This is a genomic window from Streptomyces sp. NPDC127068 (assembly GCF_042724695.1).
Classification (GTDB): Bacteria; Actinomycetota; Actinomycetes; order Streptomycetales; family Streptomycetaceae; genus Streptomyces.
Genome location: NZ_JBHXEN010000042.1, coordinates 62247 through 75854, shown reverse-complemented (window position 1 = coordinate 75854; position 13608 = coordinate 62247). Strand labels below are relative to the sequence as shown.

Sequence of the window (13608 nt, the reverse complement as noted above, 5' to 3'; positions counted from 1 at the left end):
CCACACCGCCGCCCCCCCCCCCCCGCGCCGGGTGGTGGACGCGCGCCCGGGCCCGCCCCCCCCCCCCCCCGCGGCCCCCCCCCCCCCCCCCCCACGGGTCAGGCGCGGTGCAGCCGCCGGTCCAGCAGCTCCCGCAGCCGGTCCACGTCCTCGGGCCGCTGCACGCCCGCCTTCGGCAGCACGGAGAAGCCGGCGCCGTTCCGGTCGCCCAGGAACAGCACGAACGAACGGGGCGTCTCCCGGTAGCGCCCGAACGAGGACCACCGGGCCCGGATCTCCGTGTGGTCGCCGGTGAAGGTCAGCGACTCCTCGTCCAGGACGGCGTGCAGCGGCCCCTCGAAGTCGGCCGCGCGCTGGTGCATCCGCCCGTAGGACCAGCCCTGGACCACCAGCACCAGCACGGCCACGAACACGGCCGCCACCAGCGCGAACAGCCACCAGACGGGTTCGTCGCCGCCCAGCAGGGACACCGGCAGCGCGCCCCCGGCGGCCCAGCAGACCGTCATCACGCCGATCTGCGTCCGCCGGGCCGACGGTATCGCCTTCGCCCGCTGGGCCAACGCCTCCTGGAAGTCCTTGGCGACCAACTCGTAGCGCAGTTCGATGCGCTCCCCGGCCACCGGTGCCGCACTCCCCGTCGACTGCGTCGCCTCGTCCACGCCCCGCGTCCCTCCCCGTTCCGGTCCGTCCCTGATCCGCCCCGCGCTAGCGACCGCCCCTGAGGATCTGCTCCTCGTTCGGGATGGCCCCGCCGAACCGTCGGTCCCGGGAGGCGTACTCCATGCACGCGCGCCAAAGATCGCGGCGGTCGAAGTCGGGCCACAGTACGTCCTGGAACACCATCTCGGCATAACTGCTCTGCCAGATGAGATAGTTGGAGGTGCGCTGCTCCCCGCTGGGACGCAGGAACAGGTCCACGTCGGGCATGTCCGGGTAGTACAGGTACTTGGCGAAGGTCTTCTCGTTCACCTTCCCCGGGTCCAGCTTGCCCGCCGCGACGTCACGGGCGATGGCCTGCGCGGCGTCGGCGACCTCGGCGCGGCCCCCGTAGTTGACGCAGAAGTACAGCGTCATCGCGTCGTTGTCCTTGGTCTGCTCCTGGGCGACCTGGAGCTCCTGGACGACGGACTTCCACATCTTCGGCATCCGGCCCACCCAGCGGATGCGGATGCCGAGTTCGTCCATCTCGTCCCGGCGGCGACGGATGACGTCCCGGTTGAAGTTCATCAGGAAGCGCACCTCGTCGGGCGAGCGCTTCCAGTTCTCGGTGGAGAAGGCGTACAGGGAGAGGTTCTTGACCCCGACCTCCAGACAGCCCTTCAGCACGTCGAGGACGACGCCCTCGCCGACCTTGTGGCCCTCCGTGCGCGGCAGCCCCCGGTCCTTCGCCCAACGACCGTTGCCGTCCATGACCACGGCGACGTGCTTCGGCACCAGTTCGCCGGGGAGCTTCGGGGGGCGGACGCCGGACGGGTGCGGCTCCGGGGTCTTGTACTCGCGGCGGGACCGGCCGAGGATTCCACGACGTGCCATGAGGGGTTGTCTCTCTCCTACCTAGGTCTTCTCTACGTAACGCAGGGAACGCAGTCCGCGCTCCAGGTGCCAGTGCAGATACGCCGACACCAGCCCGCTGCCCTCGCGGACGTGACGCGCCTCGCACGCGTCGGCGGTGGGCCAGTCGCCGGTGAGCAGCGCCCCGAGGAGTTCCAGGGCCTGCGGCGAGGGTACGACGCTGCCGGGCACCCGACACTCCCCGCACACGCTCCCCCCGGCGGCCACCGAGAAGAAACGGTTCGGGCCGGGCAGTCCGCACTTGGCGCAGTCACCGAAGCTGGGGGCGTACCCGTTCACGGCGAGGGAGCGCAGCAGGAACGCGTCGAGCACGAGGTGCGGCTCGTGCTCCCCGCGGGCGAGCGTCCGCAACCCGCCGACCAGCAGCAGGTACTGCTGGACGGCGGGCTCCCCCTCGTGGTCGGTGAACCGTTCGGCGGTCTCCAACATGGCCGTGCCGGCGGTGTAGCGGGCGTAGTCGGTGACGATCCCGCCACCGTACGGCGCGATGGTCTCACTCTGGGTGCACAGCGGCAGGCTGCGGCCGATCAGCTCGCTGCCGCGGGCGAAGAACTGCACGTCGACGTGGGAGAACGGTTCGAGGCGGGCGCCGAACTTCGACTTCGTGCGCCGCACCCCCCGGGCGACGGCGCGCACCCGGCCGTGGCCACGGGTCAGAAGCGTGATGATCCGGTCGGCCTCACCGAGCTTCTGGGTCCGCAGCACCACGCCGTCGTCCCGGAACAGACTCATGGGCCCATTCTCCCGCACCCCCGTGCGCCCCGGAGCCATCGGGTCGAACGGACGTCCGGCGCGGCGGGTCAGCTCACCCGGCGTCGGATCCGGCCGAGGCCGAGCGCCGTGAGGGCCGCGCCGAGCACCAGGTAGATCGCGGTCTCCAGCGACTGGAACGTCCCGTAGCGGCTGCCGGGGTGGTAGCGGACGTCGATGTGCAGGTCGTGCCCGGCGAGGCAGACCGCCGTGTCGCCGAACGTACCGCCCGCCCCCTTCCTGGGCGGATCGTCCAGGCAGTCGTTGAACCGCGCCCCGTCGAGGTCCGCGCCGTCCGCGGTGCGCAGCGGACTCGTCTCGGCGATCCACGCATCGGGAGCGTCCGGCAACCGCAGCCCGCCGATGACGGGGCCGCCGCCGATGCCGCCCAGACTCCGGGCCCCGTTGATCGTCTCGGCCGTCACCCGCAGGGTGGTGGTCTCCGGTGCCACCAGCACGGGCCGCACCACGTTGGGGAAGAAGAACTGGAAGGCGACGAAGCCGACGAGGGTCACCGCCATCGCGGGCAGGGTGCGCCGCAGCAGCAGCCCGACGAGGGTGCCGAAGGTGACGGCCAGCGCGGCGTGCCCGAACGGTACGAGGTGGCGGGCCCCGAACGCCAGGGCGCCGAACCGGTTCTGGACGACCTCGTCGAAGGGGGCCGCCGCCCAGGTCAGCAGGGTCGCCATCGCGCCGGTCAGGAGCACCGCGGACGCCCCGACGAACGCGACCTTGGTGAGCAGCCAGCGCGTCCGGGTGACGCTCTGGTTCCACACCAGCCGATGGGTGCCGTTCTCCAGCTCCCGGGCGACCATCGGCGCGCCCCAGAACGCCCCGAGGACGGCGGGGACCAGGGCCAGCCCGGCCGCGAGGAACAGCAGGGTGTTCTCGTGGGCGCTGCGGAACTGGCTCCGCGCCCGGGCGCAGTCGCCCCCGCCGTCGTCCCCGCACCGGGATTGGTACGCCTCGTAGCCGTCGCGGACGTCCACGCCCACGTACAGCAGATAGCCGGTGGCCAGGATCAGGGCGAGGGCGCCGGCCAGCGCCTGCCCGCGGAACTGCCGCCAGTGCAGCCAGATCATCGGGTGCCCTCCTGCGATGCGGTGCCGGTACCGGAGGTCGGGGCGGGGGCGGTGCTGCGGGCGGCTGCGGCCCGGGTCATGTAGCCGAGGACCAACTCTTCGAGCGAGACGGGCTCGGCGGCCCGGGGCAGGGCCACGGCCGGGGACCCGACGCGGACGAGCGCACCGCCCCGGTCCCGCCACACCACCTCGACGCCCGCGGGCAGCGCCTCGGGCTCCCCGCGGGACGCGGGCAACCGGGCGTGCGAGGCCAACAGGGTCCGGGTGTCGCCGGCGATCTGCACCCGCGCGTCGCACAGCACGATCAGGTGGTCGCAGACCTGCTCGATGTCACCGAGCAGATGCGAGGAGAGCACGGCGCTGGCGCCCAACTCCCCCACGAACTCCATCAGGTTGTGGAGGAAGCCCTGGCGGGCCAGCGGGTCCAGGGCCGCCGCCGGTTCGTCGAAGATCAGCAGCTCGGGTCGTTTGGCCGCGGCGACGGTCAGCGCCAGTTGGGCCCGCTGGCCGCCCGACAGCCGCCCCGCCCGCTGGGCGGGGTCCAACCCCACCTGGCGCAGGCGCCGCTCGGCCAACGCCCCGTCCCAGACCGGGTTCAGCCGCGCGCCGAGCCGCAGGTGTTCGGCCACCGTGAACGAGCCGTACACCGGCGTGTTCTGGGCGACGAACCCCACGCGGGCCAGGTGCGACGCACCGGCCGCCGGACGCGAGCCCAGCACGGTCAACGAACCGGACGTCGGCTGGATCAGCCCGCAGGCCAGATGGAGCAGGGTCGACTTGCCGGCGCCGTTCGGACCGACCAGGCCGATGACCCGGCCGGAGGGGATGCTGAGGTCCACGTCGTGGAGGGCGGGGGCACGGCGACGGCCGTACTTCTTCGTCAAGCCCACGGCGTGCAGGGCCGCAGGGGTGGATGTGGTTGGCATGCCCCCATCGTGGAATCCGCCGCCCGCCCCCGGCATCGGCCGCATGCCCGGTTCCGTAGCCCGGCGACCGTACTTCCGGCCGGTGCCGTGCTTCCGACCCGACGGGCCGACGACCGCCGACCCGACGGACCGACGACCGTACGTCCCCACCCGCGCGGAACGCCTACGCGGTGCCCTGGGCGATGCCGTTCTCCCAGGCCCAGGCGGCGACCTCGACCCGGTTGCGCACCCCGAGCTTGGTCTGGATGCCGGACACATGGCTCTTGACCGTGCTGAGCGAGATGAACAACTCGGCGGCGATCTCCCGATTGGTGCGCCCCCGGACGACGGCCCGGACCACCTCGATCTCGCGCCCGGACAGCGGGGGCGACGGCGCGCGACCGGGTCGGGGCAGCTTCCCCACGCCGTTCAGGTGCTTCAACAGCCGCAGCGTGACCGAGGGCGAGACCAGGGCTTCGCCCCGGTGCGCGGCGCGCACGGCCTCGACGAGCAGCGCGGGCCCGGCGTCCTTGAGGACGAACCCCACCGCGCCGCCGCGCAGCGCCCCGTACACGTACTCGTCCAGGTCGAACGTGGTCACGACGATGACCCGCAGCGGATCGGGCACCCCGGGGCCGGCCAGTGCGCGGGTGACCTCGATCCCGTCGAGCTTGGGCATCCTGATGTCCACCAGGCACACGTCGGGGCGCAGTCGCCGGGCCGCCTCGATCGCCGCGGCGCCGTCCTCGGCCTCCGCGACGACCCGGACGTCCGGCTGGTCCTCCAGGATCAGCCGCAGCCCGCGACGGATCATCGCCTGGTCCTCGGCGAGCAGGACCGTGATCGGGGTCATCCGGGCTCCAGGGGGATCATCCGGGCTCCCTGCCGGGGACGGGCAGGACCGCCCGCACCGACCAGCCGGCACCGGGGCGGGGGCCGGCGTGCAAGGAGCCGCCGAGGGTCTCGACGCGTTCGCGCATGCCGATCACACCGTACCCGCCGCGGTGCGGACGGCGGCCGGAGTGCGGCGCGTCGTCGACGACCTCGACGGTGACGACCCCCGCGGCCCGACCGACGGTGACCTCGACCGAGCGGGCGTGGCGGGCGTGGCGCAGGACGTTCGTCAACGCCTCCTGGACGATGCGGTACACGGTGCTGGTCACCTCCGGCGGCCAGCGGGAGGCGTCGTCGGGCACGGTGAGGCGCACGTCCGGGCCCTGCCGCTCGAAGCGCTCGACGAGCGTGCCCAGTTGTTCGGGCCCGGCCGAGGCGGGCGCACCGTCGTCAGCACCATCGGTATCGGTATCGGTGTCGGAGCCGGCCGCGGAGCCGGGATCGCGGTCGGCGTGCCGCAGCAGGCCGACGACCCGCCGCATCGCCACCATCGCCTCCGAACCGGCGGCTTCGATCTCGGCCAGCGACCGGGACACCTGCTCCGGGGAGCGCCGGGCGACGACCTGCGCGGCCTGGGCCTGGATCAGCATCCCCGTGAGGTGGTGGGCGACGACGTCGTGCAGTTCCCGGGCGAGCTCCAACCGCTCCCCCCGGCGCACCCGTTCGGCCGCGGCCCGGGCCCGGGCGTCCTGCACGCGCAGCGTCCCGCCGACCGCGAGGGCGGCCAACCAGCCCACTGCGGCGAGGGCGACCACCGCCGAGGCCGGGCGGGTGGCGAACTGGCCGGCGATCAGCAGCAGTCCGCCGCCCGCGACGGCCCTGGCCCGCACCACCGGCAGGGTCCGGACGGCGGAGCCGACGAGCACGGCAAGTCCGAGGGTCGTGGCGGGCCCGGGTTCGGCGGGCAGTTCGACGTCGGACAGCAGGCCGACGAGCACGGCCCCGGCCGCCGCGAGGAGACCCGCGACCGCCGTCCAGGTCCGTTCCCGGTGGCGCACCAGGGCGAGCCCGCACACCACGACCGCGACGGCGGCCCCCGGAGCCCCGTAGGCAGCGCCCCAGGTCTGGGCGAGGGCGACCCACTGGACGGCGATGGCCGCGAGGAACACGCCGCCGGTTCCGAGGGCGGCGGCGAGCTTGGTCCACCGGTTCGCGCTGGTCACCTGGTGGAGGTTAGCGAGCACCCGTACCCCTACGGACGCGGCGGGTCGGTCCGGGGCTCCCCGGGTGCCGGGGGGTCGGCGCGCCGGTCGTGGTCCAGGCGACGCAGCACCGCACCCGTGCCGAGGGCGGCGACCGTCGCCGCCGTGACCAGGGCCGTCACGGCGCTCCAGCCCTCGGCCCAGGTCAGTGCGGTCACCCCGAGGCCGCCCGCGGCGATCGCGGTCGCCGCTCCGGGCGGCAGGGTCCGCACGGCGGAGCCGACGAGCACGGCGAGGGCCAGGGCCGTGGTGGGCGCGGGCTCCTGCGGCAGGTCGTCGCCGACGGCCAGGGACACCGTGAGTGCCGCCGCCGTCACGGCCGTGCCCAGGGCCGCGGTCAGCGCCGGCCACCGCGCGCGCAGCAGTGCGAGTACCGACACCACCGTCGACACCGTGGAGCCGAACACCCAGGAGGCGCCGCCCCAACTGTCCATGAGCAGGTACGTCGTGGCGGCGGTCCCCAGGGCGAACACCACGCCGAGTCCGAGGTCGCCCCCTGCTCCAGCCCGTCGTGTCCGCCGTTGCGCTGTGTCCATGCGACTCAGGCTAGGAAGCGCGGGCGCGCGGCGAACCGGCCGAAAGTACGGAAGCGTGGCGGGCGGGCCGTGCTTCGGACGGGTTTGAGTACCGTCGGGCTCGTAGGATCGGGGGATGATCGCCGCATTGCAGTGCACCGTCCTGGACTGTGCCGAACCGGACGCGCTGGCCCGCTTCTACGGTGCGCTCCTGGGCGGCGACGTCGACCGGCCGGACGCCCGCTGGTCCCTGGACGCGGACTGGTCGACCCTGCACACCCCCACCGGGCAGGTGCTGGCCTTCCAGCGGGTGGCCGACCACCGTCCGCCCACCTGGCCGCACCCGGACCGCCCCCAGCAGTTCCACCTCGACCTGGAGGTGCCGGACCTCGACCGGGCCCACGACGCGGTCCTCGCGCTGGGCGCCCGGTTCCTGGACGCGGGGCCGCCACAGGGCGGTTGGCGGGTCTACGCCGACCCCGCGGGGCACCCGTTCTGCCTGGTGCGGCACGTGGGCGGGGCGCGGTAGCAGGCGTCACCTGGGCGGGGCCTGCGGGGTCGACAGTCCGACGAACAAGGGCCCGGGGGTCGCTCGTTGGAGTGGTCCGCCTTGGGCTCGGCATCCCGTTCCGTCATCTGCGCGTACAACGTGGTGACATGGCACTGGGCGACCGGCATCAGAAGAAGGACGTGGAAGCGGCTCTCAAAAGGGCGGAAGCGGCGGGCCTCAAGGTGACGCACGACAAGAACCGCCATCGGTGGGGATGGGTGATCTGCTGCCCGTGCAGGAGGAACGTCACGGTGTACTGCACGCCCAGCGGTCAGGGAGAAGAGGCGAACAAGATTGACCAATTCACAGGGAAGCACCGGAACTGTGCGTAGCTGGTACTTCAACCTCGTCCTCGAAGCCCCGCTCACCGAGGAGCAGAAGGACGTCCTGGACGGCCTCGACCGCTTCGCAGCGGGTGGCATCGGTCTGGAAGAGGGGCCGGGGTACTCGGGATTCCTGTGTGTCGTCCAGGCCGAAACCCTCACGGCCGCCATCGCGGACACGCTGAGCCGCTTCGAGGACTTCCCCGGTGTGCTGGTGCGGAGCGTGGTGCTGGACCACGTCGACCTTGCCTCGAACGGCATGGCGACCGCTGCCGTGGTGCCCGCTCCGCCTCCCGCGGAGGCGTCCTCGTCGACGTCGTGACGTCGACGGAAGGCCCCGTTGGGGCAGCCTCTCCCGCAACAGCCCGGACGGAAGCGTACGTGTCGCTCACCCGCCGCCCGGCGTGACGAGCCCCGACTCGTACCCGAGGATGACGAGCTGCGCACGGTCCCGCGCGCCCAACTTGCCCATGATGCGGCTGACATGGGTCTTGGCCGTGAGCGGACTCAGGCTCAGGGTGTCGGCGATCTCCTGGTTGGTGAGGCCCCGGGCGACGAGGGTGAGCACCTGGCGTTCGCGGTCGGTGAGGCCGTCGGGGCTCAGCGCGGAACGGGGGCCCGGGTCGGGGGCGCGCAGCGCACGGGCGATCAGCCGGGCCGTCGGTCCGGGCGACAGCAGTGCCTCGCCCTGGGCCACCAGGCGGATCGCGTCGAGGAGTTCGGCGGGCTTGGTGTCCTTGACGAGGAACCCGGACGCCCCCGCCCGCAGCGCGTCGATGATGTGCTCGTCCGTGTCGTAGGTGGTGAGGACCAGCACCCGCACGCCCACCAGGTCCTCGTCCGCGGCGATGAGCCGGGTCGCCGCGATCCCGTCCAGGTCCGGCATCCGGACGTCCATGACGACGAGGTCCGCCCGTGCGGTGCGGGCGAGTTCGACGGCTTCGCGCCCCGTGCCGGCCTGGCCGACGACCTCCATGTCCGGTGCCGACTCGACGAGCATGGCGAACGCGGCCCGTACCAGCGTCTGGTCGTCGGCGAGCAGTACACGGATGGTCACGCGGTCCCCCAGGGGAAGTCGGTCGGCGGCGGGCGGCGGGTCATGCGGGGGACTCCCCCGGGCCGAGACCCTGCCACGGGCGTCCCGGTCCGTCCACGGCGACCCGGGCGGGGGCCGCGTCGAGGACCGGGGCGAGCGTGCCCTCCTGGGCCACGGGGACCAGCGGCAGGAGCGCCGTCACGGTGAAGCCGCCGGTGGGCCGCGGCCCCGCCTCCAGGGTGCCGCCGACGCTGCGGGCCCGCTCCCGCATCCCGATCAGCCCGAAGCCCGAGGCCGTGGTGGGCTCCCCGGCCGGGGGCGCGGACCCGGGGTCCGGGGCGCCCGCCCCGTCGTCGGTGACGGTGACCTCCAGGGCCACCGTGGCGACCCGGACGGCCACCGTGACCACCACGCCGGGGCCCGCGTGCCGCACCGCGTTGGTGAGCGCCTCCTGGACGATCCGGTAGGCCGCCGCGCCGACCGCCGGGGGCGGCTGGGCGCCGACGCCCCGCAGGGTGAGGGTGACTTCGGCGCCGGCGCTGCGGGCGGCCTCCACGAGGTCGGGCAGCCCGCCGAGGCCGGGCAGCGGGCCGCGCGGATCACCGGGGGCGTCGGCGCGCAACACCTCCAGGGTGGTGCGCAGTTCCCCGCGTGCGGCCCGGCAGGTGTCGGCGATGTCGTCGAGGGCGCGGGCCACCGCCGCCCGGTCCAGCCGGTCCGGGTCGGCGGCCAGCACATGGGCGGCGACGGACGTCTGCACCCCGATGAGGGTGATCGTGTGGGCGAGCAGGTCGTGCAGGTCCCGGGCGATCCGCAGGCGTTCCTCGGCGACCCGGCGGCGGGCCTCCTCCTCGCGGGTCCGTTCGGCGCGCTCCGCCCGCTCGTGGGCGGCCCGCACGTTGCCGCGGTGCACCCGTACGTAGGCGCCGACGACGAGGATCGCGACCACCCAGCCGGAGATGCGCAGGAGTTCCGCGGCCTCGTGCGGGCTGACGGCCAGCATGATGGACATCGAAAGGCCCAGGGTGCCGAGGCCGACCCACACCGTGCGGCGGAGGGTGCCGGTGACGGCGACCGTGTAGAGGGCCAGGTACGCGGCGGGGCCGGGGGCGGTGTGGTTGTAGTCGAGTGCGTGGTACGGGGCGATGAGCACGAAGACCGCCACGAGCATCCACAGCGGGGCCCGCGTGCGGAAGGCGAGCGGGACGTGGGCGGCGAGCAGCAGGGTCCAGCCGAGCGCGTCGAGGGCGTCCGGTTCACCGGTGCACCACAGGGCGAGGGAGACGGCCGTCGCCGCGGCGAGGGCGGCCAGGACGCGGTCGTCGCACAGCAGGCGCCAGCCGCGCGCGACGAGGGCCCGTGCCCGGCAGGCCCGCCGGGCGTGGAGTTCGCCGGTCGGGACGGGTTCGGCCACGGCTACGGGAGCGGGGGCGGCCACTGCGGGGGCGGCGGCAGCCGGTTGCGCCTCGCCCGGTTGCTGCACCACTGCGGTCGGGAGCGGCTCGGGCACGGAATCGGCCTTGCGGGCCGGTGCCTGGCGGGAGTTGGGTTCCACGGGGCCATCCTGCGGCATGGGGGCGCCCCTCCGGGAGGGGAGGGGCGCGCCGGACGGGTGCGGGGAGTTCACCGGCGGGGCCGGCGGGACGGGTGCGGCGGCCGGTGGGGCGGGCCTCGTTGGGGCGCCGCGGGGGCGCCCCTACGAGACGGGCCGGTACGAGACGGGCCCGGTACGAGACGGGCCCGGTACGCGGACCGAGCCGCTACGAGAACGGGGCCGCTACGGAGTGGTGACGCGTTCCTCCTCCCGCGGCCGGGGCGGCGCCGCAGCCTCGGCCCGCGCACCGGGCGAGGGCTTCGCCAGCGGGCCGGGCCACCACACCCGCCGGCCGAGCGCGACACTGGCACTGGTGACCAGGTAGGTGCGCACCAGGAAGGTGTCCAGGAGGACGCCGACCGCGATGACGAAGCCGAGCTGCACGAGTTGGACCATCGGCAGGTTGATGAGCACGCCGAAGGTCGCCGCAAGGACGAGCCCGGCCGAGGCGATCACCGCACCGGTGCTGCGCAGGGCGCTGAGTGCGGCGGGGGCGGGTTCGACGCCGTCGAGGCACTCCTCCCGCATCCGGTGCATGAGGAAGATCCCGTAGTCCACGCCGAGGGCGACCAGGAACACGAAGGACAGCAGGCCGAGCCCCGGATCGGCGCCCTCGAAGCCGAACAGCGGGCCGAAGACCAGGCCCCCGATGCCGAGCGAGGCACCCCACACGGCGACGACGGCGGCCACCAGCAGCAGCGGGGCGACGAGGCTGCGCAGCAGGACGATCAGCACGATCAGGACGGAGGCGAGGACGAGCGGGACGACGACCGTGCGGTCCCGGGCGTGGGTCTCCTTGAGGTCGAGCTGTTCCGCGCTGGGGCCTCCGACGTAGGAAGCGGGGAGCGCGGCGCGCAGGTCCTCGATGGTGCGGGTCTCGGCGGCCGACTCCGGCTTGGCCGAGGCGAGTACGGATATCTCGGTCCAGCCGTCCCCGTCGCGTCCGCGGTCGACGCGCTCGACGCCGGGGACCTTCCGGGCCGCGGCGAGGGTGTCGTCCGCACGGTCGGTGGGGGTGATGACGGCGAGCGGCTGGGTGCCGCTCTCGGGGAACGCCTCGCCCAGGGTCTCCATCGCGGCGATCGACTCGGGGCGGCTGGTGAAGGTGTCCTCCTGCTTGAGGTTGCCCGGCAGGTTGAACACGCCGAGCGCGAGCGCCCCGAGCAGGACGGCGCCGCCGATGAGGACGGTGTACGGGCGGCGGCTGGCGGAGCCGCCCATCTTGGCGAACACCGAGGTCCGGGCCTTGGGCTGACTGCCGAACGCGGGGATCAGCGGCCAGAACACCCGACGGCCGAAGAGGACGAGGAGCGCGGGCAGCAGGGTCAGCATCGCGACCAGGGCGGACAGGACGCCGAGGGTGCCGAGCGGACCCATGCCCCGGCTGCTGTTGAGGTCGGCGGCGAGCAGGCACAGCAGGCCGGCGGCGACCGTGCCGGAGGAGGCGAGGACGGCGGGTCCGCAGCCGCGCAGGGCCGCGCGCATCGCGTCGTACGGCAGCCGGTGGCGGCGGAGTTCCTCGCGGTAGCGGGCGACGAGCAGCAGGGCGTAGTCGGTGCCCGCGCCGAAGACGAGGATCGTCATGATGCCGGAGCTCTGGCCGCTGATCGGGGTGTCGAAGACCTGGTTCAGGCCGTAGGCGCCGGAGCGGGCGAGGAGTTCGGCGGTGCCCGCGCTGAGGAGCGGGACCAGCAGCAGGAAGGGGCTGCGGTAGATGACGATGAGGAGGATCGCGACGACGGCGACGGTGGTGTAGAGCAGCGGGCCGCCGAGCGACTCGTAGACCTCCTCGGCGTCGACGTCGAGGGCGCTGGGCCCGCCGACCTCGACGCTCAGCCCGTCGCCGCCGGAGGCGGTGGCCCGGACCTCGCCGACGAACTTCGCCCGGGCCTTCTCGTCCTGGCCGGGTCCGTTGGTCGTCACCGGGTACATGAGGGTGGTGCGGTCCCGGGAGGGGACGCCCTCGGGGGCGGCGCTGAGGTCGTGGGTCCGTGCGATCTCGTCGAGCTGGCGGTCGGCGGTGGCGCGGTCGGCGGCGGTGAGGCCGCCGTCACGGTGGTAGACGAGGACCAGTTCGGTGCTCTCGCCGCCCGGGAGACGGTCCTGGATCTTGGCGACCTGGGTGGAGTCGGCGTTGGCCGGGAGGTAGTCGACGGCCCGGTCGCGCTGGACGTCGGTGAGCTTCCCGGCGAAGGGCAGCGCGAGGGCGATGACCGCGATCCAGAGGCCGAGGACGGCCCAGGGGACGGCTCTTCGGGACCGGGTGCGCGGGGGAGGCTGGGGTGTGGAGGTCGGTGTCGTCACGCCTTCAAGGCTTCCGCCCGTACGGCCGGGATTCCTCGGACCGTGGGCCGAGGTCCCGGTTACCGCTCCGGGTGCGGTGCGCGGCGTGTTACTTCCCGCGGAGTACTCCCGCGGGACTCCGACGGGCTCCGGCTCCGGGGGCGCGGGTCAGGGGGCGCGGGTCAGGAGGGGGTGGGGCGGGCGGTGCTGAGGAGCCGGGTGACGTCGTCCGGGTCGAGGGTGAGGGCGCGGCCCACGGTGGCGAGGATGTCGCGTTCGGCGGGGGTGTACGGGCCGTCGGCGAGGGCGATGCGGGCGCCCTGGAGGAGCAGCGACTCGCGACCGGGGGGCGCCAGGTGCGGGGCGAGCGGTTCCAGGGCCTCGTGCAGTTCGATGGCGAAGCCGGTGAGGCCCGGGTCGCCGTAGAGGCCCGGCAGGCGCCCCGTGTCGGCGCTGACGGCCTCGACGAGGGTGACGAGCTGTTCCTCGTCGCAGTCCCGGTACCCGGCGTCCCGGAGGGCGGCGAGCGCGACGCCGACCGCGCAGCGCGCGCCGGTGCCGCCCGCGGCGAGGACGGCGAGCGCGACGGTGTGGATCGCGTCGCGCAGCATGGCGGAGAACCGCTGGGTGGTCGGGTGGTCGAGGACTTCGGTGCCGAAGTGTTCCTGACAGGTCAGGCACTCGACGACGGGCGCGGTCGCTCCGCGGGGCAGCAGCGGCAGGCCGAGGACGGCGAACCGGCGGCGGCCGGTGCGGCGCTCGTAGTTGCGGTCGCAACCGCAGCCGGGGCAGAAGAACTCCCCGTCGGCGACGGTCGTCCAGGCGGTGCGCACCCCCAGCAGAAGGCCTCGGCGGCCACCACGGCCGCCACGGCTGTTCCGTCCTCTGCTCGGCAGCACGTC

Annotated in this window: 15 protein-coding genes; 3 read left to right on the top strand and 12 right to left on the bottom strand. The window is 74.1% G+C overall.

The features are described 5' to 3' along the window. Nucleotides 1–98 precede the first annotated feature (98 nt). From ACFWIA_RS24910 to ACFWIA_RS24875, 8 genes are all read right to left on the bottom strand, one after another. Nucleotides 99–659, bottom strand: coding sequence for a YcxB family protein (locus ACFWIA_RS24910; protein WP_387008676.1), 561 nt, complete (start codon nt 657–659; stop codon nt 99–101). Nucleotides 660–705: 46 nt separating this feature from the next. Next, entirely contained in the window at nt 706–1533 is an 828-nt protein-coding gene (locus ACFWIA_RS24905) for an isoprenyl transferase (RefSeq protein WP_387008674.1), read from the bottom strand. A 21-nt stretch (nt 1534–1554) separates the two neighbouring features. Next, nucleotides 1555–2304: a DNA repair protein RecO gene (gene recO, locus ACFWIA_RS24900; protein WP_387008673.1), complete on the bottom strand. Its 750-nt coding sequence runs from the start codon at nt 2302–2304 to the stop codon at nt 1555–1557. 68 nt (nt 2305–2372) lie between these two features. Beyond that, nucleotides 2373–3404, bottom strand: a complete 1032-nt coding sequence (locus ACFWIA_RS24895) for an ABC transporter permease subunit (RefSeq protein ID WP_387008671.1) — start codon at nt 3402–3404, stop codon at nt 2373–2375. After that, entirely contained in the window at nt 3401–4330 is a 930-nt protein-coding gene (locus ACFWIA_RS24890) for an ABC transporter ATP-binding protein (protein ID WP_387008669.1), read from the bottom strand. Before ACFWIA_RS24890 ends, ACFWIA_RS24895 begins: the two co-directional genes overlap by 4 nt. A 163-nt stretch (nt 4331–4493) precedes the next feature. Beyond that, entirely contained in the window at nt 4494–5162 is a 669-nt protein-coding gene (locus tag ACFWIA_RS24885) for a response regulator (protein ID WP_387008667.1), read from the bottom strand. A 16-nt stretch (nt 5163–5178) separates the two neighbouring features. Beyond that, the gene (locus ACFWIA_RS24880) at nt 5179–6366 is read right to left on the bottom strand and encodes a sensor histidine kinase (protein WP_387008665.1); all 1188 of its coding nucleotides are present in this window, start codon (nt 6364–6366) and stop codon (nt 5179–5181) included. A 29-nt stretch (nt 6367–6395) separates the two neighbouring features. Next, nucleotides 6396–6941: a metal transporter gene (locus ACFWIA_RS24875; protein WP_387008663.1), complete on the bottom strand. Its 546-nt coding sequence runs from the start codon at nt 6939–6941 to the stop codon at nt 6396–6398. A gap of 115 nt (nt 6942–7056) precedes the next feature. On the opposite strand from ACFWIA_RS24875, the gene ACFWIA_RS24870 reads away from it, so the two are divergent. The 3 genes from ACFWIA_RS24870 (at nt 7057) to ACFWIA_RS24860 (ending at nt 8115) form a co-directional block, all read left to right on the top strand. Continuing rightward, entirely contained in the window at nt 7057–7449 is a 393-nt protein-coding gene (locus ACFWIA_RS24870) for a VOC family protein (protein WP_387008661.1), read from the top strand. 128 nt (nt 7450–7577) lie between these two features. Next, nucleotides 7578–7802 (top strand): hypothetical protein, encoded by a 225-nt coding sequence (locus tag ACFWIA_RS24865; RefSeq protein WP_387008660.1) that lies wholly within the window; start codon nt 7578–7580, stop codon nt 7800–7802. Further along, a complete protein-coding gene (locus ACFWIA_RS24860) occupies nt 7795–8115 on the top strand; it encodes a hypothetical protein (protein WP_387008658.1) in 321 nt (106 codons plus the stop codon). Before ACFWIA_RS24865 ends, ACFWIA_RS24860 begins: the two co-directional genes overlap by 8 nt. A 66-nt stretch (nt 8116–8181) precedes the next feature. On the opposite strand, the gene ACFWIA_RS24855 is transcribed toward ACFWIA_RS24860, so the two are convergent. From ACFWIA_RS24855 to ACFWIA_RS24840, 4 genes are all read right to left on the bottom strand, one after another. Then, nucleotides 8182–8850 carry a response regulator gene (locus ACFWIA_RS24855; RefSeq protein WP_387008656.1) on the bottom strand — a complete coding sequence of 223 codons (669 nt, stop codon included), beginning with the start codon at nt 8848–8850 and terminating at the stop codon, nt 8182–8184. Between the two features lie 40 nt (nt 8851–8890). Next, nucleotides 8891–10402: a sensor histidine kinase gene (locus ACFWIA_RS24850; protein ID WP_387008654.1), complete on the bottom strand. Its 1512-nt coding sequence runs from the start codon at nt 10400–10402 to the stop codon at nt 8891–8893. A 204-nt stretch (nt 10403–10606) separates the two neighbouring features. After that, nucleotides 10607–12727 (bottom strand): MMPL family transporter, encoded by a 2121-nt coding sequence (locus ACFWIA_RS24845; RefSeq protein WP_387008652.1) that lies wholly within the window; start codon nt 12725–12727, stop codon nt 10607–10609. Between the two features lie 161 nt (nt 12728–12888). Further along, nucleotides 12889–13605 carry a TerB family tellurite resistance protein gene (locus tag ACFWIA_RS24840; protein WP_387008650.1) on the bottom strand — a complete coding sequence of 239 codons (717 nt, stop codon included), beginning with the start codon at nt 13603–13605 and terminating at the stop codon, nt 12889–12891. Between the last annotated feature and the right edge of the window lie 3 nt (nt 13606–13608).